Origin of the sequence: Herbaspirillum sp. WGmk3 (genome assembly GCF_023952535.1) — a bacterium.
Lineage (GTDB): Bacteria > Pseudomonadota > Gammaproteobacteria > Burkholderiales > Burkholderiaceae_D > Herbaspirillum > Herbaspirillum huttiense.
In genome coordinates this window covers 16907-40306 of the sequence record NZ_JAKYWT010000008.1, presented here as the reverse complement: position 1 = coordinate 40306, position 23400 = coordinate 16907, and the positions used below count along the sequence as shown (strand labels likewise).

21 protein-coding genes are annotated in these 23400 nt (G+C 62.8%); 15 read left to right on the top strand and 6 right to left on the bottom strand.

Features of this window, described 5'->3' with window-relative positions:
- Positions 1 to 25: 25 nt before the first annotated feature.
- On the bottom strand, positions 26 to 1702 hold the full coding sequence (locus MKD49_RS24305) for a methyl-accepting chemotaxis protein (RefSeq protein WP_252697573.1): 1677 nt from the start codon (positions 1700 to 1702) through the stop codon (positions 26 to 28).
- 382 nt (positions 1703 to 2084) lie between these two features.
- Here MKD49_RS24305 and MKD49_RS24300 point away from each other — a divergent pair, with 382 nt between their 5' ends.
- Entirely contained in the window at positions 2085 to 3248 is a 1164-nt protein-coding gene (locus tag MKD49_RS24300) for a branched-chain amino acid ABC transporter substrate-binding protein (RefSeq protein WP_252697572.1), read from the top strand.
- A 79-nt stretch (positions 3249 to 3327) separates the two neighbouring features.
- On the opposite strand, the gene ssb is transcribed toward MKD49_RS24300, so the two are convergent.
- Positions 3328 to 3858 carry a single-stranded DNA-binding protein gene (gene ssb, locus MKD49_RS24295; protein ID WP_121045793.1) on the bottom strand — a complete coding sequence of 177 codons (531 nt, stop codon included), beginning with the start codon at positions 3856 to 3858 and terminating at the stop codon, positions 3328 to 3330.
- An 18-nt stretch (positions 3859 to 3876) separates the two neighbouring features.
- Positions 3877 to 5118, bottom strand: coding sequence for an MFS transporter (locus tag MKD49_RS24290; protein WP_084319844.1), 1242 nt, complete (start codon positions 5116 to 5118; stop codon positions 3877 to 3879).
- Between the two features lie 539 nt (positions 5119 to 5657).
- On the opposite strand from MKD49_RS24290, the gene MKD49_RS24285 reads away from it, so the two are divergent.
- From MKD49_RS24285 to MKD49_RS24275, 3 genes are all read left to right on the top strand, one after another.
- Complete coding sequence (locus tag MKD49_RS24285; RefSeq protein ID WP_252697571.1) at positions 5658 to 7412, top strand: glycosyltransferase family 39 protein; 1755 nt, start codon at positions 5658 to 5660, stop codon at positions 7410 to 7412.
- Between the two features lie 328 nt (positions 7413 to 7740).
- Positions 7741 to 10608, top strand: coding sequence for an excinuclease ABC subunit UvrA (gene uvrA / locus MKD49_RS24280; protein ID WP_134223400.1), 2868 nt, complete (start codon positions 7741 to 7743; stop codon positions 10606 to 10608).
- A 163-nt stretch (positions 10609 to 10771) separates the two neighbouring features.
- Positions 10772 to 11539, top strand: a complete 768-nt coding sequence (locus MKD49_RS24275; RefSeq protein ID WP_252697570.1) for a phytanoyl-CoA dioxygenase family protein — start codon at positions 10772 to 10774, stop codon at positions 11537 to 11539.
- Between the two features lie 86 nt (positions 11540 to 11625).
- Here MKD49_RS24275 and MKD49_RS24270 read toward each other — a convergent pair whose 3' ends face one another.
- Positions 11626 to 13281: a methyl-accepting chemotaxis protein gene (locus MKD49_RS24270; protein ID WP_121045789.1), complete on the bottom strand. Its 1656-nt coding sequence runs from the start codon at positions 13279 to 13281 to the stop codon at positions 11626 to 11628.
- Positions 13282 to 13533: 252 nt separating this feature from the next.
- Complete coding sequence (locus tag MKD49_RS24265; protein WP_039784052.1) at positions 13534 to 15525, bottom strand: cation:proton antiporter; 1992 nt, start codon at positions 15523 to 15525, stop codon at positions 13534 to 13536.
- 50 nt (positions 15526 to 15575) lie between these two features.
- On the opposite strand from MKD49_RS24265, the gene MKD49_RS24260 reads away from it, so the two are divergent.
- The 8 genes from MKD49_RS24260 (at position 15576) to hpf (ending at position 21647) form a co-directional block, all read left to right on the top strand.
- On the top strand, positions 15576 to 15902 hold the full coding sequence (locus MKD49_RS24260; RefSeq protein ID WP_252697569.1) for a hypothetical protein: 327 nt from the start codon (positions 15576 to 15578) through the stop codon (positions 15900 to 15902).
- Positions 15899 to 16927, top strand: a complete 1029-nt coding sequence (locus MKD49_RS24255) for an SIS domain-containing protein (RefSeq protein WP_252697568.1) — start codon at positions 15899 to 15901, stop codon at positions 16925 to 16927. The genes MKD49_RS24260 and MKD49_RS24255 overlap by 4 nt, the downstream gene beginning before the upstream one ends.
- Positions 16927 to 17481: an HAD family hydrolase gene (locus MKD49_RS24250; RefSeq protein ID WP_034331440.1), complete on the top strand. Its 555-nt coding sequence runs from the start codon at positions 16927 to 16929 to the stop codon at positions 17479 to 17481. Before MKD49_RS24255 ends, MKD49_RS24250 begins: the two co-directional genes overlap by 1 nt.
- Positions 17478 to 18086: an LPS export ABC transporter periplasmic protein LptC gene (gene lptC, locus MKD49_RS24245; RefSeq protein WP_034331443.1), complete on the top strand. Its 609-nt coding sequence runs from the start codon at positions 17478 to 17480 to the stop codon at positions 18084 to 18086. The genes MKD49_RS24250 and lptC overlap by 4 nt, the downstream gene beginning before the upstream one ends.
- Positions 18087 to 18137: 51 nt before the next feature.
- Positions 18138 to 18764 (top strand): lipopolysaccharide transport periplasmic protein LptA, encoded by a 627-nt coding sequence (gene lptA, locus MKD49_RS24240; RefSeq protein WP_121045786.1) that lies wholly within the window; start codon positions 18138 to 18140, stop codon positions 18762 to 18764.
- A gap of 2 nt (positions 18765 to 18766) precedes the next feature.
- Positions 18767 to 19510 carry an LPS export ABC transporter ATP-binding protein gene (lptB, locus tag MKD49_RS24235; RefSeq protein WP_121045785.1) on the top strand — a complete coding sequence of 248 codons (744 nt, stop codon included), beginning with the start codon at positions 18767 to 18769 and terminating at the stop codon, positions 19508 to 19510.
- 131 nt (positions 19511 to 19641) lie between these two features.
- The gene (locus tag MKD49_RS24230) at positions 19642 to 21132 is read left to right on the top strand and encodes an RNA polymerase factor sigma-54 (RefSeq protein WP_252697567.1); all 1491 of its coding nucleotides are present in this window, start codon (positions 19642 to 19644) and stop codon (positions 21130 to 21132) included.
- 152 nt (positions 21133 to 21284) lie between these two features.
- Positions 21285 to 21647: a ribosome hibernation-promoting factor, HPF/YfiA family gene (gene hpf / locus MKD49_RS24225; RefSeq protein WP_034331451.1), complete on the top strand. Its 363-nt coding sequence runs from the start codon at positions 21285 to 21287 to the stop codon at positions 21645 to 21647.
- 62 nt (positions 21648 to 21709) lie between these two features.
- Here hpf and MKD49_RS24220 read toward each other — a convergent pair whose 3' ends face one another.
- A complete protein-coding gene (locus MKD49_RS24220) occupies positions 21710 to 21856 on the bottom strand; it encodes a hypothetical protein (RefSeq protein WP_252697566.1) in 147 nt (48 codons plus the stop codon).
- A 161-nt stretch (positions 21857 to 22017) separates the two neighbouring features.
- On the opposite strand from MKD49_RS24220, the gene grxD reads away from it, so the two are divergent.
- The 3 genes from grxD to MKD49_RS24205 are packed head-to-tail and all read left to right on the top strand — an operon-like array spanning position 22018 to position 23367.
- Positions 22018 to 22329 carry a Grx4 family monothiol glutaredoxin gene (grxD, locus tag MKD49_RS24215; RefSeq protein ID WP_039784040.1) on the top strand — a complete coding sequence of 104 codons (312 nt, stop codon included), beginning with the start codon at positions 22018 to 22020 and terminating at the stop codon, positions 22327 to 22329.
- A gap of 22 nt (positions 22330 to 22351) precedes the next feature.
- Entirely contained in the window at positions 22352 to 22954 is a 603-nt protein-coding gene (locus tag MKD49_RS24210; protein ID WP_252697565.1) for a UbiX family flavin prenyltransferase, read from the top strand.
- A gap of 14 nt (positions 22955 to 22968) precedes the next feature.
- The gene (locus MKD49_RS24205; RefSeq protein ID WP_252697564.1) at positions 22969 to 23367 is read left to right on the top strand and encodes a type II toxin-antitoxin system HigA family antitoxin; all 399 of its coding nucleotides are present in this window, start codon (positions 22969 to 22971) and stop codon (positions 23365 to 23367) included.
- The last annotated feature ends 33 nt before the right edge of the window (positions 23368 to 23400 follow it).

The following is a 23400-nucleotide window of genomic DNA, read 5'->3' as shown; positions in this document are numbered from 1 at the left end:
CAGTGGGAGTTCGTGTTCGCCTGCGCTAGGTCTTGAAGGCCCCGACCAGTCCGCTGAGCTTGTGGGCCTGCTCCTGCATCGACTCGGCGGCGGCCGAGGCCTGCTCCACCAAGGCGGCATTCTGCTGGGTCACGTTATCCATCTGGCTGATCGCCTGCTGGATCTGCTCCACGCCGGCGGACTGCTCTTGGCTGGCCGTACTGATGCCGGCAATGATTTCGGTAACGCGTTGTACGCTGGCGACCACTTCATCCATGGTGGAGCCGGCCTGGTTGACCAGCGTGCTGCCGGCATCGACCTTGGAGACCGAGTTGTCGATGAGTTCCTTGATCTCCTTGGCGGCGGCCGCCGAGCGTTGCGCCAGGTTGCGCACCTCGCTGGCGACCACCGCAAAACCGCGGCCCTGCTCGCCGGCCCGGGCCGCTTCCACGGCGGCGTTGAGTGCCAGGATATTGGTCTGGAACGCGATGCCGTCAATCACGCCGATGATGTCGACGATCTTCTTCGACGAGGCATTGATGGCCCCCATCGTCTCCACCACCTGCGAGACCACGGCTCCGCCGCGCTGCGCCACCGCCGACGCAGTACTGGCCAGTTCGCTGGCCAGCAGGGCGTTGCTGGCATTCTGCTTGACGGTGGAGGTGATCTCTTCCATCGAGGATGCGGTTTCTTCCAGCGAACTGGCTTGCTGCTCGGTGCGGGTGGACAGGTCCAGCGTACCGGCCGCGATCTCGGTAGCGGAATTGTCGATGCGATGGGCACCGTCGCGCACATCGGTAACGATGACTTGCAGGCCGGTCTGCATGGTCCGCAGGGCCTCCAGCAATGCGCCGGTTTCGCCCCTGACGTGGTGGCTGATCTCGGCCGTCAGATCGCCCTGCGCCACCCGGCGTGCCACCCTGGCGGCATGCGCCAGGGGATCGCGGATAGCCTTGTAGACCAGCATGAGCGTACAGGCCAGCACCACCACCGCCACCCCCATGAGCGCGTAGAAGATCAGCGCCATCGTGGCCGAATGCGCCCTGGCATCTTCCACCTGGGCCAGGGTGCGGGCGTCCAGCATGGCGAAGAACTGGTCTACCGGGCGCATGATGCTGGCCTTGTTCACGTGGTAGGCATGGTCGTGCATGAGTTCGCGTGCACGCGCCAGGTCGGGTTCGCCGCGCCGGGTGAAGTTGCCTTGCGCATCTTCGTAGAGGCCCTTGACCATGTTCATGGCCACCGTTTCAGTCTTGACCAGGGCGTCCGAATTGGCCTTGGCTTCGCTGAGCTTGGCCAGTTCGGCGTCGGTGAACCCGGCTTGCCGCATCAGTTCGATCAAGGCGACGCTGCGCGAGCTGTCCGGGCGCGGCGGCTTGCCGTCGGCGGCGACGAAATCCCAGTAGATGCGGCCATAGTTTTCCGGGCGGGGCTTCTTGCCATCGCGGATGTCGAGGATCGCCTGGTACTGTTTTTCATAGGCGGGGTCAGCCGTGATGACGTAGGTGCGTGCCAGGCGGGTCAGGTCGTCCGAACTCTGGCGCAATTCGGTGGCCAGCTGGAACGAGGCATAGCGGCTCTCGTTGGCGGCATTGAGCGTGGCGTCGCTGCGTTCCAGCGCCAGAGCGACCAGCGCGATGGCCAGCATGAGCGCACTGATGACGCCGGTAAGCAGGATGAAGATCTGGCGGATGGTAAAACGGCCTATGAATGAGACGTTCATGAAAACCCCGTTGGAAAGAGTGGATGCAATCGGAACGGTCCAGCCGCCTGCGCTCCGAATTGAGGTGGCTTGAATTACTTGATCTATTGCAAAAAATCATTAAATCTAATACTTTTCGGAAATAAAATACGAAATTTAGTTTATTGAGCGAATTCAATAAATCAATGTGATTTAATGAAGAGCTTGGTTTTTTTTGATCGTGCTCAATTTGGCGGGGTGATTCACGCTTGCGGGGGCAGAGATCGGAGCGGATGCAATCCTTGCACTGGCGCATGGCTCAATCACGCCAGGGTGTGTATATTGGGCCGCGTACCTGTGCAGAAATAACAACCATCACAAGATCAAGGTCCCGGGCAGGTTCCGCCGGGAATGGGGGAGTGAGATGCGCAAAGTCACCATCATGAGGGCGGCCTGGATCGTCCTGATTGTCTGTCTGCAGCCGTGGACGATGCGGCCGGCCGAGGCCGAGGAAGTCCGCCAGGTGACGCTGGGCCTGAGTGCCTGGATCACGCAGCCGATCGTGCAGAGTGCCTGGCACGGTGCGGAGCTGGCGGTGGAGGATGCCAACGCCATGGCCGCCAGGAAGAAATCTTCATGGCGTTTTCGCCTGCTGGCCCAGGATGACCAGGGGTCGGCCAATTTCGGCGTGAATGTCGCCCGTTATTTCATCAAGGAAAAAGTCGCGGGGGTCATCGGGCCCTGGAGCAGCGACGCGGCCATGGCGACGGCCGAACTGTACGAGGCCGCCCGCATCCCGCAGATCGGCTTTACGGCCGGCACCAGCCAGTGGACCAGCCAGGGCCATCGCATGCCATTCCGGGTCGTGGGCGGAACCGCCGAGGTCGGCCTGACGATGGCCGAGGTGATCACCACCGACCTGAAGGGCAAGCGGGTCTTCGTCGTTCACAATGACTCGGCCTACAGCAATGCACTCACCGATGAGCTGACCGCGCGCCTGGTCAACCGGCCGGGATTGACCGCCACCCGCTATCTGGTCGGCCGGCGTAGCACCGACTTCAATGCCACCATCAAGGCGGCCAATCAGTATCAGGCGGATGTGATCGTGTTCCTCGCGCTGTTTCCGCAGGCGGCAGCGTTCATGGAGGAAGTCCGGCGCTCCGGATCGGAGGCCAAGGTGTTGCTGGTGGGCGGGGCCAGCAGCCTGTCCTTCGGCGAGGCGGCGCTGCCGCAGGCCTACGTGCTGGAATATGAACTGGCACGTGAGCAGTGTCCGCGCTGGAAGGCGTTCACCCAGGCCTATATGCGGCGCTACAACGCCGCCCCCAGTCCTTATTCCTACTATGCCTATGACGCGGCCAGCGTGTTGATCGCCGCCATCCAGCAGAGCGACTCGACCGATGGCGAAAAGATCGCGGCCAGCTTGCGCCAGCTACGCCATGCGGGACTGAGCGGACCGATCAGTTTTGCGGCCGACGGTGCCAATGCGGCGCCGCGCTTCCGGCTGTACCAGTATCGCAGCAGGGGGCAATGGCAGCAGGTGGGCGTGTTTCCGCGCGGCGCGGGGATCAACGAGAAATGCCAGTAAGCGGAACCTGCAAAGCAAAAGGCCCGTTCCCGGGGGGAACGAGCCTTTGGACTGTCTGGCGTAATGAAACGAGGTCCGATCAGAAGGGGATATCGTCGTCCATGTCCGAGAAGTTCGGCGCCGGGCGCTGGGCCGGCTGCTGGCGCGGGGCACCGCCGCCACCTGCTGCGCCACCGCCGGCGCTCTGGCGCGGAGCACCGCCGCCGTAGCTGCCGCCACCGCCGCCGCCACCGTAGCCGCCTTCGTCCATGCCACCGCCACCGCCGCCCGCACCCTGGCGGCCGCCCAGCATCTGCATGGTGTCAGCGATGATTTCGGTGGTGTAGCGTTCGACGCCTTCCTTGTCCTGCCACTTGCGGGTCTGCAGGCGGCCTTCGACGTAGATCTGCGAGCCCTTCTTCAGGTACTGGCCGGCGATTTCAGCGAGCTTGCGGTAGAAGGTGATGCGGTGCCATTCGGTGAGCTCCTTCTTTTCGCCGGTGTTCTTGTCCTTCCAGCTTTCGGTCGTGGCGACGGCGATGTTGGTGACGGCTTCGCCGTTGGGCATGTAGCGGGTTTCCGGATCGCGCCCGAGATTGCCGACGATGATGACTTTGTTGACCGATGCCATTGTTTCTCCTGAATACGTTTAGGCTGTTGCACCCGCCGCCTGCGCAGCGCGGCGCGGCAGGTTTTTCATGTTAGCCGCGATTATAAGCCAGGTCAGCGTGAGGACGGCTGACAAGAGAAACACGGCGGAATTCCCCACATTTTGTTTGAGCCAGCCCCCCAAGGCGCCGCCGCAAGACAGCCCCAGCGCCTGCAAGGTGTTGTAGACGCCCAGCGCCGCGCCCTTGGCGGCCGGCGGCGCGATGCGCGACACCAGCGACGGCTGGGCCGCCTCCAGGATGTTGAAGGCGACGAAGAACAGGAACAGCAGCGCCACCAGCATCCACACCTGCGCCAGCGGATGCGACAGCACCGCCCAGAAACCCAGCTGCACCAGCAGCATCAGCCCGATGGCCCCGAGGAAGACCGGCTTCATGCGACCATATTTCTCGGCCACGAAGATCGGCGGCAGCATCAGCACGAAGGACGCCAGTACCACCGGCAGGTAGATCTTCCAGTGCTCGCCCAGCGGGATGCCGGCCAGTTGCACCAGCGCCGCCGGCACCACCATGAACATGGCGACCTGGGTCAGGTGCAGGGTGAACACGCCAAAGTTGAGTCGCAGCAACTCCGCATGGCGCAACACCTCGGACAGCGAGACGCGACGTGCCGCCACCATCGGTGCGGCCGGGACCACCCACACCACCACCGCGATGGCGATCAGCGACAGGATGCCCGTCAGGCCGAAGATGCCGCCCATGCCGATGGACTTGTAGAGCAGCGGCGAGGCCACCATCGACACCGCAAAGGTCACCCCGATGGAGGCACCGACCATGGCCATAGCCTTGGTGCGGTGTTCTTCTCGGGTGGAATCGGCGATGAAGGCCGTGATGGCCGCCGAAATCGCGCCCGAACCCTGCAGCGCGCGTCCGATCAGCAGCCACAGCACGCTGTGGGCAGCGGCCGCCACGAAGGAACCCAGCGCAAACAGCAGCAGCCCGATGACGATGATGCGCTTGCGCCCGTAGCGGTCGGAAGCGATGCCGTAGGGAATCTGGCCAAACGCCTGCGCCAGGCCGTAGATGCCCAGGGCGATGCCGACCAGGGTGTCGCTGTCACCGCCGGGCAGGCTGTGGGCGTGCACTGCGAACACCGGCAGCACCAGAAACAGGCCCAGCATGCGCAGGGAAAAAATGGAGGCAAGGGAAACGCTGGCGCGCACCTCGGCGCGCGACATGCCGGATTTTTCAGGCTGTGCGGTGGAACGGGAGTGGTGGGACATACGGTTCGTGACTGGCGTTGGCGACTGCCCGGCCCTGCAAGGAAAAACCGGCCGGGGCAAAAGCCGTATGGTAACAGGATAGTCCGGCCGACCGGCAGCACCGCCCAGCCCCTGCACTCCCGGCCCGCAGGATTGAGGCACTTCCATGTCCTGGGTCAACTTCGGCGGCCCCGCCGGATGATGACAGCGGGACGGGAGTGTCGCGAATCTTCACAACTTTCCTGACAAACCTGTCATGTTAGGTACACCTTATGCCAAAATAGCGCATTGCTCATTTTTTCTGCAGTGCTCATAACAGCCGCCCCTTCCTGAACGGAAGATTTCAGCCCGGCCATAAACTTCGCCAAGAAAAAGAAGGCAATCACGCGTAATGGGGGGGAGAACCCGGACGCAGAGGATGGCGAACAGGTCAAGCGGTGTCCCGCATGCGGCGGCACGCTGGTGTCGTGCGCATCCTCGATGTCCTCCGGTTTTCAGTTTTTTTCCGTTTTTTGTTTGTTGCGCTGGCGGCGCAGGCCGCTCGCATCCGTATATTCAGCATGTTCCTATTTGATTCGCTCAACGAAGGCAAGACGAGCACTTCCCGCTCTGCGCAACCGGTCTCTGCTGCCGGCGGGCAAGCCCTGCCCGCCCGTCTGGCCTGGCTGCTGCTGATCCTGGCCGGTGCCGCCTGGCTGCTGCCGGGCGTGTTCGGCCATGGTCCCTGGAAACAGGATGAGACCTATACCTTCGGCATGATCCATCACATGCTGGTCTCCGGCGAGTACCTGGTTCCCACCAATGCCGGCCAGCCCTTCATGGAAAAGCCGCCGCTGTACTACTGGACCGCCGCGTTGCTGGCCAAGCTGGCCTATCCACTGCTGCCGTATCACGAGGGCGCGCGCCTGGCCAGCGTGCTCTACAACCTGGTCACGCTGGTGTTCGTGGCCAGGATTGCCAAGATGATGTGGGGCCAGCGCAACCTGATGAGCCTGCCGGTACTGGCTACCCTGGCCCTGTTCGCCGGTACGCCGGGCATGGTCAAGCACGCCCACGACATGTTCACCGACGTGGCCCTGGTCACCGGCGGCGTCATGGCCACCTACGGCCTGCTGGCCATCGCCCTCAACGAGGAGCGCCGCACGCCCGCGTGGAGCGCGGCCTTCTGGTTCGGCCTGGGGGTGGGCATCACCGAGATGACCAAGGGCCTGTTCGTGCCGCTCACCTTCGCCGCCACGGCGATGGCCGTCGGCGTGATGGTGCCGGCCTGCCGCTCGCGCTCGTACTGGAAGATGGTCGGCACCGCCGTGCTGGTCTCGCTGCCCTTCTTCGTGATCTGGCCGGCACTGCTGGCCCAGCACTCCATGCCCTTGTTCATGGAATGGTTCTGGGACAACAACGTCGGCCGCTTCTTCGGCTTCTCGGTCAAGAAACTGGGCTCGGACAACGACCACACCGTGATCCTGCGCGCCCTGGGCGGCTTTGCCCTGCCCGGCTCGGTACTGGCGCTGGTGGCGCTGGGCAGCGGCGACTGGCGTCAGGTCGGCACCAGCAAGGTGGCGCTGCCGCTGGCCTTTGGTGCCATCAGCCTGGCCGTGCTGCAGAGCTCCGCCACTGCCCGCCAGCTCTATCTGCTGCCGGTACTGCTGCCGCTGGTGATGCTGGGCGCGCGCGCCGTGCCGCGCCTGCCGGCGCTGGCCAACCTGGCGTGGGACTGGTTCTCGCGCCTGGCCTTCGGGGCGCTGGCCGTGGGGATCTGGGCGACCTACATCGTCTCCACCTGGCCGGCCGACCAGCACCAGCCCATCGCGTTCATGGGCAAGTGGCTGCCGCTGAGCTTCGTGACGCCGATCCAGCCGCTGGCCGTGCTGGCCGCGGGCGCCATGAGCATCCTGTGGATCGCCTCGCTGGGCCTGCTGAGCCGTGCCGGCCAGTGGCGTGGCGCGTTCTCGTGGTTTGGCGGGATCACCCTGATGTGGGGCCTGGCTTTCACATTGCTGCTGCCCTGGGCCGATTACGGCAAGAGTTATGAATATGTCTACGCCGATCTCCAGGCCAAGATCGGTCCGGCCTGGCGAGAGGGCGATTGCATGGCCAGCCAGGCACTGGGCGAATCGGAAGCGCCGATGCTGTACTACTACACCGGCATCCTGCACCAGCCCATCGACGGCGGCCGCCACACCGCATGCCGCTGGCTGATCCAGGAGATGCCCGACGCCGGCAAGCGTCCGCATGGTCACTGGACCCTGTTCTGGGAAGGCCGCCGCGACGGCGATGAAGGACAGTTGTTCAAGATCTACGAACGCGCCCACTGAGGGCAAGCTATTGCATGACAAGAAACTGCCGGCCACGCGCCGGCTTTTTCTTGTCTGCTTCATCATTCATCAGCAATCCCTGCACCGGATCCGCCACGCAGACGATTTCCTGCGGCATTTGCGCTGCAAAGCCATGGCTTTCTCCACGGCCGCGCTTTCAATTCGACGATGCATGCCCACATGGGTCATCTGCCGCTGCAGCCCCGCCTGCCGGCCATTCGCAGTCCTGTTATAGTTACATGTTGTCCCCATCGCTGCTCCGCACAATGCGTGATCGCTCATCGGCTGATCGCACGCGGGGGCAGGCAACCCCTAGCTGAAGGCATCCATGGAAGAAATTCGCATTCGCGGCGCACGTACGCACAATCTCAAGAATATCAACCTAGACCTCCCCCGCAACAAGCTCATCGTCATTACTGGCCTGTCCGGTTCGGGCAAGTCGTCGCTGGCCTTCGATACCTTGTATGCCGAGGGGCAGCGCCGCTACGTGGAGTCGCTGTCGGCCTACGCGCGCCAGTTCCTGCAGCTGATGGAAAAGCCCGATGTCGACATGATCGAGGGCCTGTCCCCGGCCATCTCGATCGAACAGAAGGCGACGTCGCACAACCCGCGCTCCACCGTCGGTACCGTCACCGAGATCCACGACTACCTGCGCCTGCTGTACGCCCGCGTCGGTACGCCCTATTGCCCGGACCACCCCGAGCATCCGCTGGAGGCGCAATCGGTCTCGCAGATGGTCGATGCCGTGCTGGCGCTGCCGGAAGACACCAAGCTGATGATCATGGCCCCCGTGGTGGCCAACCGCAAGGGCGAGCACGCCGACCTGTTCGAGGAGATGCAGGCCCAGGGCTTCGTGCGCTTCCGCATCCAGAGCGGCACCGGGTCGGCCAAGGTCTACGAGGTCGATGACCTGCCCAAGCTGAAGAAGACCGAGAAGCACACCATCGACGTGGTCATCGACCGCGTCAAGGTCAAGGCGGAGATCAAGCAGCGCCTGGCCGAAAGCTTCGAGACCGCGCTGCGCCTGGCCGATGGCCGCGCCATTGCACTGGAAATGGACAGCGGCAAGGAACACCTGTATTCCAACAAGTTCGCCTGCCCCATCTGCGGCTATTCGCTGCAGGAGCTGGAGCCGCGCCTGTTCTCCTTCAACAACCCGATGGGTGCCTGCCCGGAATGCGATGGCCTGGGCCACATCGAGTTTTTCGATCCCAAGCGCATCGTGGCTTTCCCCAATTTGTCGCTGGCCTCGGGCGCGATCAAGGGCTGGGATCGCCGCAACCAGTTCTACTTCCAGATGCTCACCAGCATCGCCGCCTACTACGGCTTCGACCTCGATGTGCCCTTCGAGCAGCTCGACGACAAGGCCCAGCAGGCAGTGCTGTACGGTTCGGGCCGCCAGACCATTCCGTTCGCCTACGTCAACGAGCGTGGCCGCACGGTGGTCAAGGAGCATACCTTCGAAGGCGTGGTCAACAACCTGCAGCGCCGCTATCGCGAAACCGATTCGATGGCGGTCAAGGAAGAACTGGCCAAGTTCATCAACGAGAAGCAATGCCCGTCCTGCCACGGTGCCCGCCTGCGGGTGGAAGCGCGCTATGTGAAGGTGGGTAGCGGCAAGCAGCAGCGTGCCATCTACGAAGTCGCTGCCACGCCGCTGCGCGAGACCCTGTCCTTCTTCGAGACCCTGAAGCTGACCGGTGCCAAGAAGGAAATCGCCGACCGCATCATCAAGGAAATCGTCTCGCGCCTGACCTTCCTCAACAACGTCGGCCTGGACTATCTCTCGCTGGAACGCAGCGCCGATACGCTCTCCGGCGGCGAAGCCCAGCGCATCCGCCTGGCCTCGCAGATCGGCTCGGGCCTGACCGGCGTGATGTACGTGCTGGATGAACCTTCCATCGGCCTGCACCAGCGCGACAACGACCGCCTGATCGATACCCTCAAGCATTTGCGCGACATCGGCAACACCGTGCTGGTGGTGGAGCACGATGAAGACGCCATCCGCACTGCCGACTACGTGGTCGACATGGGCATCGGCGCGGGCGTGCATGGCGGTGACGTGATCGCCCATGGTTCGCTGCCGGACATCCTCAAGAACAAGAAGTCGCTGACCGCCAAGTACCTGAACGGCTCGCTGGAAATCGCCGTGCCCAAGAAGCGCACGCCCTGCGATGAATCGCGCATGCTGACCATCACGGGCGCCACCGGCAACAACCTCAAGAATGTGGACCTGGAACTGCCGGTGGGCCTGCTGACCTGCGTGACCGGGGTTTCCGGTTCGGGCAAGTCGACCCTGGTCAACGATACGCTGTACCTGTCGGCGGCACGCCACCTGTACGGTTCGCAAACCGAACCGGCCGAGCACGAAGCCATCGGCGGACTGGAACACTTCGACAAGGTGATCGCGGTGGACCAGGCACCGATCGGCCGCACGCCACGCTCCAACCCGGCCACCTACACGGGCCTGTTCACGCCGATCCGCGACCTGTTCGCCACCGTGCCCATGGCCAAAGAACGCGGCTACAGCGCCGGACGCTTCTCCTTCAACGTCAAGGGCGGCCGCTGCGAAGCCTGCCAGGGCGATGGCGTGATCAAGGTGGAAATGCACTTCCTGCCGGACGTGTATGTGCCCTGCGATGTCTGCCACGGCAAGCGCTACAACCGCGAAACGCTGGAAGTGCAGTACAAGGGCAAGAACATCACCGAGATTCTGGACATGACGGTGGAAGACGCGCACGAATTCTTCAAGCCCGTGCCGCTGATCGCGCGCAAGCTGCAGACCCTGCTCGATGTGGGCCTGGGCTATATCAAGCTGGGCCAGAGCGCCACCACCCTCTCGGGCGGCGAAGCCCAGCGCGTGAAGCTGTCGCTGGAATTGTCCAAGCGCGATACCGGCCGCACGCTCTACATCCTGGATGAGCCGACCACCGGTCTGCACTTCCACGATATCGACCTGCTGTTGAAAGTGATCCATCGCCTGCGCGACCAGGGCAATACGGTGACCATCATCGAACACAACCTGGACGTCATCAAGACCGCCGACTGGATCATCGATCTCGGTCCCGAAGGCGGTGCCGGCGGTGGCCGCATCGTGGCGGCCGGTACGCCGGAGGACGTGGCGAAGAATCCGGCCAGCGTCACCGGCAAGTACCTGGGTCCGCTGCTGAAGAAGAAGTCGAAGCAAGAAAAATAAGTCCGGACTTGCGCACGCGCAAACGATACAGAATTGCTGCCCATCTGTATCTTGCGCTGCGCCGGCCATGGCATACAGTCATGCACCTGGCCGCCATCCGGCGCACAATGAAGGCTCGCCCGTCCGCCATGGACGGGCTGCCGTGCAACCCCGAAAGTCCATCATGTCGAACCCGCTGTCACCCGCCCAGGTCGCCTTCTTCCGCGAACAGGGCTATCTCCTGCTCAAGGGCATGGTCCCTGACGCCCTGCGCGAACGCCTGCTCGCCGTCACGCAAGATCACCTGCAACGTGCTGTCGCACCGCTGGAATACGAAGCCGAGGTCGGCTACGAAGGCGCTCCCGTTTCGCTGGAGGCCGAAGGCGGCCGCACCGCGCGGCGTCTGCGTGCGGCCTGGCAGCGCGATCCGGTGTATCGAGAATGGGCCGCCGATGCGCAACTGGTGGCCATGCTGCATCAGTTGTTCGAGGAACCGGTCTGTCTCACGCTGGCGCATCACAACTGCATCATGACCAAGCACCCGGCCTTCGGCACCGCCACCGGCTGGCACCGCGACATCCGCTACTGGTCCTTCCCGCGCAATGAACTGATTTCGGTGTGGCTGGCGCTCGGTGCGGAAACGCCGGAGAACGGCGCGCTCAAATTCATCCCCGGCTCGCACAAGCTCAAGCTGCAGCCGGAACAGATGGATGAACTGGATTTCCTGCGCCCCGACGTGGCCGCCAACCAGGCCCTGTTTGCGCAGGGCATTGCGCTGTCACTGGCGCCGGGCGACGTGGTGCTGTTCCACAGTGGCCTGTTCCATGCCGCCGGCCGCAACGACAGTGAACAGGTCAAGTGTTCGGCCGTGTTCGCCTATCACGGCAAAAGCAATCCGCCCCTGCCCGGTACCCGTTCGGCTGCGTCCGAGGATGTGGCCCTGGACACTTGAACGACTGTACTGGCTGGGGGCGGATCACTGTACCGGCAAGGTCGAAGTGACCGTACCGGTACGGAAAGACGCAGTGACTTGCGGTGTCAGTGAAGCAGCAAGCCACCCTTGCCCGGCAAGGCCGCCGATGCCGGTACGGCCACCGTAACAGTTGCGCGCGCGGCCACCGCCTGGGCTGCCGGTACGCCGGCGACGGCGGTACCGCCGAGCCGGAACACGCTGACCGCTTCCGACAGGCGTGCCGCCTGTTCTTGCATGGACTGTGCGGCGGCTGCGGCCTGTTCCACCAACGCGGCGTTCTGCTGCGTGGTTTCATCCATCTGCGTGATGGCGTTGTTGACTTCCTCGATGCCCTGGCTCTGCTCCTGCCCGGCTGCACTGATGTCCGTCACCACTTCGCTCACGCGCTGCACGCTCCTGACCACTTCGTCGATGGTCTGTCCGGCTTGTGCCACCAGGGCACTGCCGGTCCCCACCCGCGTGACCGAATCATCGATCAGGACCTTGATCTCCTTGGCTGCGGCCGCAGAACGCTGTGCCAGTGAACGCACTTCCGACGCCACCACGGCGAAGCCGCGTCCCTGCTCACCCGCGCGCGCCGCTTCCACTGCGGCGTTCAGGGCAAGGATGTTGGTCTGGAAGGCGATGCCATCGATCACGCTGATGATGTCGACGATCTTGCTGGAAGACTGATTGATGGAACTCATGGTATCGACCACCTGGCGCACCACCTCGCCCCCGCGCACCGCCACTTCGGAAGCGGAGTGCGCCAGTTCCTTGGCTTGCTGCGCACTGTCGGCATTGTGGCGCACGGTGGAAGTCAGCTGTTCCATGGCGGACGCCGTTTCTTCGAGCGCCCCGGCTTGCTGCTCGGTGCGCGAGGAGAGATCGAGGTTGCCATGCGCGATTTCGCTGGAAGCGGTGGCAATGGTATCCGTGCTCAGGCGCACCTGACCGACGATGCCCTGAAGGTTGTCATTCATCTGCCGCAGCGCCTGCATCAGCTGGCCGGTTTCATCCTGGCTGTGGACGTCGATCTGCTGGGTGAGGTCTCCGGCAGCCACGGCCTGCGCGACCGTGACCGCACGCTGCAGCGGACGCGAAATCGCCCGCACCAGCAGCACGCCCATCAGCAGCGCCACGAACAAACCCGCCGCCATGGCCACGCCCATCACCACGAGCAGGGTCTGGTAACGCTGCTGTGCCTGTTCGTGCAGCTCGCGCCCGACCGTGCGCTGCAGGTCCATCAGTTGCGCCAGCGTGGTATGGGCATCGGCGTAGAGCTTGAGCATGACGCCGCCATACAGTTCGATCGCACCTTGGAAGTCGCGATTGCGCAAGGCTTCGGCCGCCGGCTTGATGCCATCGGTGACGAACTTCTGGCGCTGGGGAATGAGCTTGTCCAGCAGCACGCGTTCATCGCTGGTGAGCTGGGTGTCCTGGTATTGCTTGACGATGGCGTCGTTGGCCTTGATGGCCTTCTCGATCCGGTCCATGTTGGCATCGATGTCGCCGGAGTCGCCGACGATGGAGGTGGAGATGCCATTGCGCGCCGCATCCAGCGCCGCCGACATGCGCTCCAGCTGGGAGAAGGCGACCAGGCGGTCTTCATAGAGCGAGCGCATCTGCGCATTGGTCGAACGCAATCCGACCAGGCCCAATACGCCTGAGCCGACCAGCATCAGCGCCAGAAAGCCGATGACGAAAATCAGGCGTGCCCTGATGGTTAATTTGCTGAACATGTTCCTCCCGGACTTCACTATTGTTTTCTCTACAACGGATTCATTGTGTGGACCCGTAGTCCTGATGCGTCCAGCGCGCGCCGATAAGGCCGCGTCGCTGCCACCCGGAAACACTAGCATTTCCCGTACCAGGGGAACAGGTCCGGGATGTGGGAAGTGAACATTTATTTTTGGCAGGCTGGAATGATGAGCAGATGTGCTGAAGTGTGCGGCGCGAGCCGCTGCGCATCGGCTGCCAGCGGCGCGCTCCGGCTATTTGCTGAGCAGGCGTTTTTCGGCGCGCAGGATGGCTTCGGAACTGCCGCGCAGCACCACGATGTCGCCGGCCATCAGCTCGGTGTCTTGCGGCGCTTCCAGCCGTTGCTTGCCGCGTCGCAGCATGGCGACTTCGGCACCACATTGGGCCGGCAGGTCGATGTCGGCCAAGGTATGGCCGATGGCGCTGGCACCGCCGATGAGGGTGACCGATTGCAGGCGCACGTTCATGCCCACGCCATCGGCTTCGGCATCGGACATGCCGTGGAAATAACCGCGCAGTGAAGCGTAACGTTCATCGCGCGCATCCTGCACGCGGTGCACCACGCGGCGCAGCGGCACGCCCAGCATCACCAGCGCATGCGAGGCCAGCATCAGGCTGCCTTCCAGCGCTTCCGGCACGACTTCGGTGGCACCGGCGGCCAGCAGCTTTTCCAGGTCGGCATCATCGTGGCTGCGCACGATCACCGGCAGCTCCGGTTCCAGCTCGTGGGCGTGATGCAAGACTTTCAATGCCGAGGGTGTGCTGGCATAGGTCACCACCAGCGCCGCCGCGCGGTGGATGCCGGCGGCCACCAGGCTCTCGCGCCGGGCCGCGTCACCGTAGGAAACATTGGCGCCCCCATTGCGGGCGTCCTGCACCAGTTCCGGATCCATCTCCAGGGCGTGGTAGGCGATCCCCTCCTCTTCCAGCAGGCGCGCCAGGCTCTGGCCGCTGCGGCCGAAGCCGGCGATGATCACGTGTTTCTGCACACCCATGGTGCGGGTCGCCAGTTGCGTCAGGGCCAGCGATTGCAGCATCCATTCATTGGCCGAGAGCTTCATGACGATGGCGTCGGACTGGGCCAGGATGAAGGGCGTGGCCAGCATCGACAGCACCATCGCGGCCAGGATCACCTGGATCAGCATGGGATCGACCAGCTTGAGGCCGCCGGCCTGGCTCAGCAGCACGAAGCCGAACTCGCCGGCCTGCGCCAAACCGAGGCCCACGCGCAGCGCCACACCGGTGGTGGAGCCGAACAGGCGCGCCAGTCCGGCGATGAGGGCAAACTTGAGCAGGACCGGCCCGGTCAGCAGCAGCAACACCAGGAACCAGTGATCCACCAGCGTGCGCACATTGAGCAGCATGCCGATGGTGATGAAGAACAGGCCCAGCAGCACATCGCGGAAGGATTTGATGTCTTCTTCCACCTGATGCTTGAACTCGGTCTCGGAAATCAGCATGCCGGCGATGAAGGCCCCCAGCGCCAGCGACAGGCCGGCCTTCTCGGTGATCCAGGCCGCGCCCAGGGTGATCAGCAGCAGGTTCAGCATGAACAGTTCCTGCGAGCGCCGCTTGACCACGATGCGGAACCAGCCGCGCATGAGCTTGCTGCCGAAGAACAGCAGCAGCGCCAGCACCACCAGCGCCTTGCCCACCGCCCAGCCCAGCGTGACCATGATGTTGCCGGAATTGTTGGCCAGCGCCGGCACGACGATCAGCAGCGGCACCAGCGCCAGATCCTGGAACAGCAGCACGCCGAGGATGCGGCGGCCGTGTTCGGTCTCCAGCTCCAGCCGCTCGGTAAGCAGCTTGGAAACGATCGCCGTGGACGACATGGTCAGCGCCCCGCCCAGCGCAAAGGCCGCCTGCCAGCTGACGTTGGCGAACTGCGGCAGCACCATGGCCGCGCCCCAGGCCACCAGCATGGTGGTGGCAATGGTCGCCGCCACCTGTGCCACGCCCAGGCCGAAGACAATATGGCGCATGGCCGAGAGCTTGGAGAGCGAAAACTCCAGACCGATGGAAAACATCAGGAACACCACGCCGAACTCGGCCAGCGCATGGGTGGTTTCATTGTCCTCGGCAAAAGCCAGGCCGTGCGGGCCGATGATGATGCCCACCACCAGGTAGCCCAGCATCGGCGGCAACTGCATCATGCGGAAGGCGACCACGCCAAGGACTGCGGCAGCCAGAAGGAAAAGGGTCAGTTCCAGTCCGGAAAACATTGCTGTTGGGGTTTCTTGTCAAAAGCCGCCGGGCTGCGGCGGGGTTCGATATGAATGAATTTGTAAAATTGGCAACGCACCAGCAAAAGGCAGTTCACCTGACCAGTGTGCAATATGAAGGAAAACCTCGGGCGGCGAGGCGCGAAATCGCCTTGAAATTCATACGTGTGGCTCCACAACAGCAGAGTAATTCACCGCGACCGGAAGCCCTCCGCGCCTGCTGCGATGCCATGCCCCATCCCGGCAATGGCCGGAAATCCCCCGTGGCAGCGGTGCTGCGGCGCGATGCAACGCTGCACATCACGTCAAATCCGGCAGCATTCCCTTACATCTGGCAAGTTTTTTGCTTTGCTAATTCGTTTATACTTCGGTTATGAGTGTAACCGATGACAAAACCACGCCTGCATCTTTTTCGGCCGGGGCTGCCCGCCGTGCCATCGCACTGGCACGCCAGACCCTGCAGATCGAAGCCGATGCCATCCTGGCCCTGAAAGACCGCCTGCGCGACGACAGCGCCGAACCCCTGGCACTTGCCGTGCAGACCTTGCTGCAATGCGACGGACGTGCGGTGGTCTCGGGGATCGGCAAGTCCGGCCATGTCGGCCGCAAGATCGCCGCCACCCTGGCCTCTACCGGCACCCCCTCGCTGTTCATGCATCCGGCCGAAGCCGCGCACGGCGACCTGGGCATGGTGACGGCGCGCGATGTCTTCATTGCCATTTCCAATTCCGGTGAAACGGCCGAGCTGCTGGCCATCGTGCCCATCGTCAAGCGCATGGGTGCGGTGATCATCGCCATGACCGGCAATGACCAGTCCACCCTGGCCAAGCTGTCCGCCGTCCACCTCAACGTGGGCGTGGCGCAGGAAGCCTGTACCCTCAACCTGGCCCCGACCGCCAGCACCACGGCCACGCTGGCCATGGGCGACGCGCTGGCGGTGTCGCTGCTGGATGCGCGCGGCTTCGTCGAGGAAGATTTTGCGCGCTCCCATCCCGGTGGTGCACTGGGCCGCCGCCTGCTGACCCACGTGCGCGACGTGATGCGCAGCGGCGAGGCCATTCCCGCCGTGCGCCCGGACGTGTCGCTGTCGGCAGCGCTGATGGAAATCACCCGCAAGGGCATGGCCATGACCGCCGTGGTGGATGAGCAGTTCCGCCCGGTCGGCGTCTTCACCGACGGCGACCTGCGCCGCTTGCTGGAGCGTGGCCAGGACTTTTCCAAGTTTTACATCGCCGACGTCATGCATGCCAATCCGCAGACCGTCAACCAGGACCAGCTGGCCGTGGATGCCGTGCAATTGATGGAACAATTCCGCATCAACCAGCTGCTGGTTACCGATGCGGCCGGCGTGCTCACGGGCGCGCTGCACATCCACGATCTCACTCGCGCCAAGGTGATCTGATGAACGCGCCAGCCTTCGCCAGCACCCTGCCCGCTGCCGCGCTCGCCAAGGCGGCAACGATCCGCCTGATGATCTTCGACGTGGATGGCGTGCTCACCGATGGCGGCCTGTTCTACGGCGAGGACGGCGAGGCCTTCAAGCGCTTCAACGCGCTCGATGGCCACGGCATCAAGATGATGCAGCAATACGGCACCGCTGCCGCCATCATCACCGCGCGCCAGTCGCCCTATGTGCTGCGCCGTGCGCGCGATCTCGGCATCGCCCATGTATTCCAGGGCATCCACGACAAGCGCCAGGCCTTCGAACAGCTGCTGCAGCAGGTGCAGTTGACGCCGCAGGATTGCGGCTACCTGGGCGACGACATCATCGACCTGCCGGTACTGACCCGCGTCGGATTCAAGGCCTGCGTGGCCAACGGCCATCGCGAGGTGAAGTCGCGCAGCGACTACGTGACCCAGGCCAGCGGCGGCCATGGTGCCGTGCGCGAGATCTGCGACCTGGTGCTGGCAGCACAAGGCAACTACGAGGCGGCCCTCGCGCCGTACCTGGCATGAGCGGGCGCAGCGGAGAACGCAACGCCGAGCGCATCCGCCTGGCGGTGATTCTGGTGATCCTGATCGCCGGTGCCCTGGGCAGCTTCTGGGTGATGCAGGCCATGCGGGCCGCGGGTGACCAGCAACCGGCGCAGCGTCCGCGTGGCAAACCCGACTACTACCTGGAAAACTTCAACTACGTGCGCATGGGCCCGACCGGTCTGCCGCGCTATGACGTTGCGGGAACGAAGATGGTGCACTACCCCACGGATGACTCCTTCGAGATCACCAAGCCGGTGGTGCACAACCTGGACCAGAACCAGGCACCGATGGAGCTTTACTCGGATACCGCGCGCGTCACCGACGACCAGACGCAGATCCACATGTACGGCAACGCCAACGCCATCCGCGCGCCCTACAAGGGCCGCGAGCAGATGCATCTGGTGTCGGAATACCTGCTGCTGTTGCCTGACGATGAAATCGTCAAGACCGACAAGCCGGTGGCCATGACCATGGGCACCACGCGCCTGAACGGCGTGGGCATGGTGGCCAACAATGCGACCCAGGTGGTGCAGCTGTTCGGCAATGTCCGCGGCTATTACGAGCCCACTCCGAAGAAACGCTAAGCCGGATGACTCCGGGATAAAAACGCCAAGAACCGATCAGACAGGAACCCAATGAAACGCTCATTCTTACTGCCGATGCTGATGCTGGCTGCCGTGTGCGGCGTGGCCAACGCCGAGAAGGCGGACTCCACCAAGCCGACCAACATCGAGGCAGACCAGATGGTCTACGATGACGTGCGCCAGGTGAAGACCTTTACCGGCAACGTGGTCATGACCCGCGGCACGCTGATCATCAAGGCCGGCCGCGTGGTATTGACGACCGACCAGTACGGTTATGAAAATGCGGTGCTGTATGCGGCCCCGGGCGCGCTGGCCAACTTCCGCCAGAAGCGTGACGGCGGTCCCAACCTGTGGATCGAAGGCCAGGCCGAGCGCATCGAGTATTCGGAGCAGACCGAAATCTCCAAGCTGTTCCAGCGCGCGCACATCCAGCGCATGGACGGCGATCGCATCACCGATGAAGTCAACGGCGAATTCATCTCCTATGACAGCCGCGCCGAATTCTATTCCGTGAACAACACCGCCACCGGCGAGAGCAAGCCGGGCGCAGGCCGCATCACTGCGGTGATCCAGCCCAAGAATCCGCCGCCGGCAGGCAGCACCGCGCCGGCCCAGCCCGCGGGCAAGAACAACGCTGCGCAGCCTGCAACGCGTCGCGACAGCGGAAAGGACCAGTGACAATGGTAGCCAGCTCGCTGGTCGTTCGCGGCCTGAAGAAAAGTTATGGCGCGCGCCAGGTGGTGCGCGATGTCTCGATGGAATTGCGCAGCGGCGAGGTGGTCGGCCTGCTCGGCCCGAATGGTGCCGGCAAGACCACTTCGTTCTACATGATCGTGGGGCTGGTGCCCTCCGATGGTGGCGAGATCGACCTCGATGGCGCGTCCATTTCGCGCATGCCGATCCACAAGCGTGCCACCATGGGCTTGTCCTACCTGCCGCAGGAAGCCTCGGTATTCCGCAAGCTGACGGTGGAAGACAATATCCGCGCCGTGCTGGAACTGCGCCAGGAAGAGGGCAAGCCGCTCTCGCGCGATGAAATCGAAGGCCGCCTCAACAACCTGCTGCACGAACTGCAGATCGAGAAGCTGCGCGAAAGCCAGGCGCTGTCGCTCTCGGGCGGTGAACGCCGGCGCGTCGAGATCGCCCGCGCACTGGCCACCGATCCGCGCTTCGTGCTGCTGGATGAACCGTTCGCCGGTATCGACCCGATTGCCGTGATCGAGATCCAGCGCATCGTGCGCTTCCTGAAGGAACGCGGCATCGGCGTGCTGATCACCGACCACAACGTGCGCGAAACGCTGGGCATCTGTGATCGCGCCTACATCATCAACCAGGGCACGGTGCTGGCCAGCGGCAATCCGGAAGAGATCATCGCCAACGAGTCGGTGCGCCGCGTGTATCTGGGCGAGCATTTCCGCATGTAAGCGGTGCAGTCGGCTTGCCCGATACGCTTGAAGAAATACAGAGTGCACATCACGTAATACGCAACAAGCAATACGCAATACGCAACGACCGGCAGAGCAACCAGCGGGCCACGCCGCTTTCAGAAAGACAGATGAAACAGTCGCTCCAGTTACGTACCTCGCAGCACCTCGCATTGACGCCGCAACTGCAGCAGTCGATCAGACTGTTGCAACTGTCGACGCTGGAACTGCACCAGGAACTGGAACAGATCCTCTCCGACAATCCCCTGCTGGAACGCCTCGACGACGCGCTCGACAATTCGGTACGTCTGCTGGCCGATGGCGCGGTCTCCAATTCGCCCTCCAGCGGCGTTGCCGAAACCAGTCACGAAGGCAGCGGCGAAGCGGCCCCGGCCGCCAGCGATGGCGATTCCAGCTTCGACTACCAGGACAACACGCCGGAAGCCGGTGTCACGGGGGATGCCGACTGGAGCTTCGACGACGTCGCGCGCAGCGGCAAGTCGCCAGACGATGACGATGCCCGTCCGCAACTCGAAGCGCACGAACTGACCCTGCGCGAACACCTGCTGGAACAGATCCGCGTGACCGCACGCACCCTGCGTGATCGTGCGCTGCTGGAACTGCTCACCGATGCGCTGGACGAGAGCGGCTATCTGGAAGAGCCGCTGGAAGACATCCACGCACGCCTGCCCGAAGAGCTGGGCATCGACATGGAAGAGCTGTCGATTTCGCTCAAGCTGCTGCAGAGCCTGGACCCGGCGGGTGTCGGTGCGCGCAGTGCCGGCGAATGCCTGGCCCTGCAGATCCGCCGCCTGCCCAAGATCCCCTTTGTCACGCGCAAGCTGGCGCTGAGGATCGTGGAGGATTACCTGCCGCTGTTTGCCCAGCGCGATTTCAACAAGATCAAGAAGGCCCTGGATTGCGATGACGAAGACCTGCGCGAAGCGCAGGCCGTGATCCGCCAGTGCCGTCCGCATCCGGGTGCGGAATTCGCGCGTGATGCCTCGGACTATGTGGTGCCGGACGTGATTGTCAAGCAGACAAAGAACGGCTGGCAGGTCATGCTCAACCATGAGGTCATGCCCAAGCTGCGCGTCAATGCGATGTATGCCAGTGCATTGAAGCAAGCCAAGGGAGAAGGTTCGCTGTCGTCGCAGTTGCAGGAAGCCAAGTGGCTCATCAAGAACATGCGGCAACGTTTCGATACAATTTTGCGCGTCGCGCAGGCTATTGTGGAACGTCAAAGAAACTTCTTTTCACATGGGGCAGTGGCCATGCGCCCCCTTGTGCTGCGTGAAATTGCTGATACACTGGGTCTACACGAGAGCACCATCTCTCGCGTGACGACTCAGAAATACATGCTCACTCCGCATGGAATGTTTGAGTTGAAATACTTCTTCGGTAGCCATGTCGCGACTGAAACCGGAGGTGAAGCTTCCTCCACCGCGATACGGGCGCTGATCAAACAGTTGATAGGAGCCGAGAACCCGCAGACCCCATTATCCGATAGCAAGATTGCGGATATGCTGGCAGAACAAGGCATGGTGGTCGCGCGACGCACAGTCGCCAAATACCGCGAAGTGTTGAAGATTCCGCCGGTCAATCTCCGCAAGTCCCTCTGAGTTTTTCCTCAGTTTTTCTGCAGTACCGTTGCTGTGTTCAGGCAAGCATCCGACTGATGCCCGCGCCATCTGACACGAAGACCGTGCCCGTGGTACAGCTGCAGCAGGATCGATTGCACGAACCTCCAGTGACTTCACGATAGGAGTCTTGTATGAATCTGACCATCAGTGGACACCACCTCGAACTGACCCCCGCCATCCGGGAATACGTGCAAAGCAAGCTCTCGCGTATCAAGCGCCATTTCGACAACGTGATCGACGTCAGCGTGATCCTGAGCGTAGATAAACTCACAGAAAAGGAAAAGCGCCAAAAAGCGGAAATCAACGTCCACATCAAGGGGAAGGATCTACATGCGGAAAGCATCGCACACGACCTCTACGCTGCCATTGACACGCTGATCGACAAGCTCGATCGCCAGGTCATCAAGCACAAGGACAAGTTGCAGGAGCATCACTCCATGGCCAAGCGCCTGCCGGACGAAACGCCGGAGGATGCGGTGGCCGGAGCGGCATAAGCCAGGACACCCTCGGCAAGCCACCTCGCAGCCGCAAGGCTGCTGAGAAAGCCAGCCGAATTTCATGAGGAAGGGGCGCGCAAGCGCCCTTTTTCATTTGTGGCCGCCGAACTGGCCAAGCCTGTGGAAAAGATATAAATCATTGCGTAAAGCAACTTTTCCACCGCCGCTGCTGACGATGATGCAAGGGACGGCTTGAATGTCTTCACGGCACCCTCATCTTCAACACAAGAATTTGCATACGATATAAATCATTTCCTCGATGCAATTTTTTGCCCGTTCAGACAGGCCACCAGCATGCAGGCGATTTCAACGCGCCCGCCGGCTTTTCCCTATAATGTCGGGCAATCCCATTTTTAAAGGCACAGCCATGAGCGACGTCCAATCCTGGATCAAAGAAACCGTGACCCAAAACCCCGTGGTGCTGTTCATGAAGGGCACTGCACAGTTCCCCCAATGCGGCTTTTCCGGCAAGGCCATCCAGCTGCTGAAGGCCAGCGGTGCCGAGAACATCGTCACCGTCAACGTGCTGGAAAGCCCGGACGTGCGCCAGGGCATCAAGGAATACTCGAACTGGCCGACCATTCCCCAGCTGTACGTGAAGGGTGAATTCGTCGGCGGCTCCGACATCATGACCGAGATGTACGAGTCCGGCGAACTGCAGACCCTGATCAAGGGCTGAGTTTTACTTGCCTGACTGACTCATGAGCAGTTCTTCCAGCCAGCCGCGCCAGCGCCTGATCGTTGCGATCACCGGTGCCACCGGTGCCATCTATGGCGTGCGGCTGCTGGAGCATCTGCGCAAGCATGGCCAGGTGGAAACGCACCTGATGGTGTCCGAAGCTGGCGTGCTCAATCTGCATCAGGAACTGGACATGCGGCGCAAGGATGTGGAAGCGCTGGCCGATGTGGTGCACAACGTGCGCGATGTCGGCGCCTGCATCGCCAGCGGCTCGTTCGCCTCTACCGGCATGGTGGTGGCGCCCTGTTCGATGAAGACCCTGGCCGCCGTAGCGCATGGACTGTCCGACAATCTCATCACCCGCGCTGCGGATGTGGTCCTGAAAGAACGCCGCCGGCTGGTGCTGATGGTGCGCGAGACTCCGTTCAATCTGGCCCATCTGCGCAACATGACATCCGTCACCGAAATGGGCGGCGTGATCTTCCCGCCCCTGCCCGGCTTCTACCAGCGCCCTGCTTCCATGGAAGAGATGGTGGATCACACGCTGGGACGCGTGCTGGACATGTTCGGGATTTCCATGCAGTTGACGCCGGAGTGGCAGGGCATGACGGGCGGGACCGAGTGATGGACGAGAGGAGGATGGACGACATCACCTCGCACTTTGCAGCCTTGTCGTCCCTCATCCCGCTGCGGCCGATTCGTTCCGACGACGACTACGACCGCGCGGTCGCCACGCTGAATCAATTGCTCGATGCCGGTGCCAGCGATGAACGGCATCCGCTGGCCGACCTGGTCGACACGCTCGGCAGCCTCATTGCCAAATACGATGACAAGCACTTCCCGCTGCAGCAGGTTTCTCCGATAGAGGTCCTGCAATTCCTGATGGAGCAGCATCAGCTGACGCAATCCGACCTCCCGGAGATCGGCTCACAAGGCGTGGTCTCCGAGATCCTGCGCGGCAAGCGCGATTTGAATCTGCGCCAGGTCAAGGCACTGGCCGAGCGCTTCGGTGTCGGTCCGGCCGTGTTCATCGGCTAGCGCATCGCGCTTTTCACCGCTTCAAAAAAATGG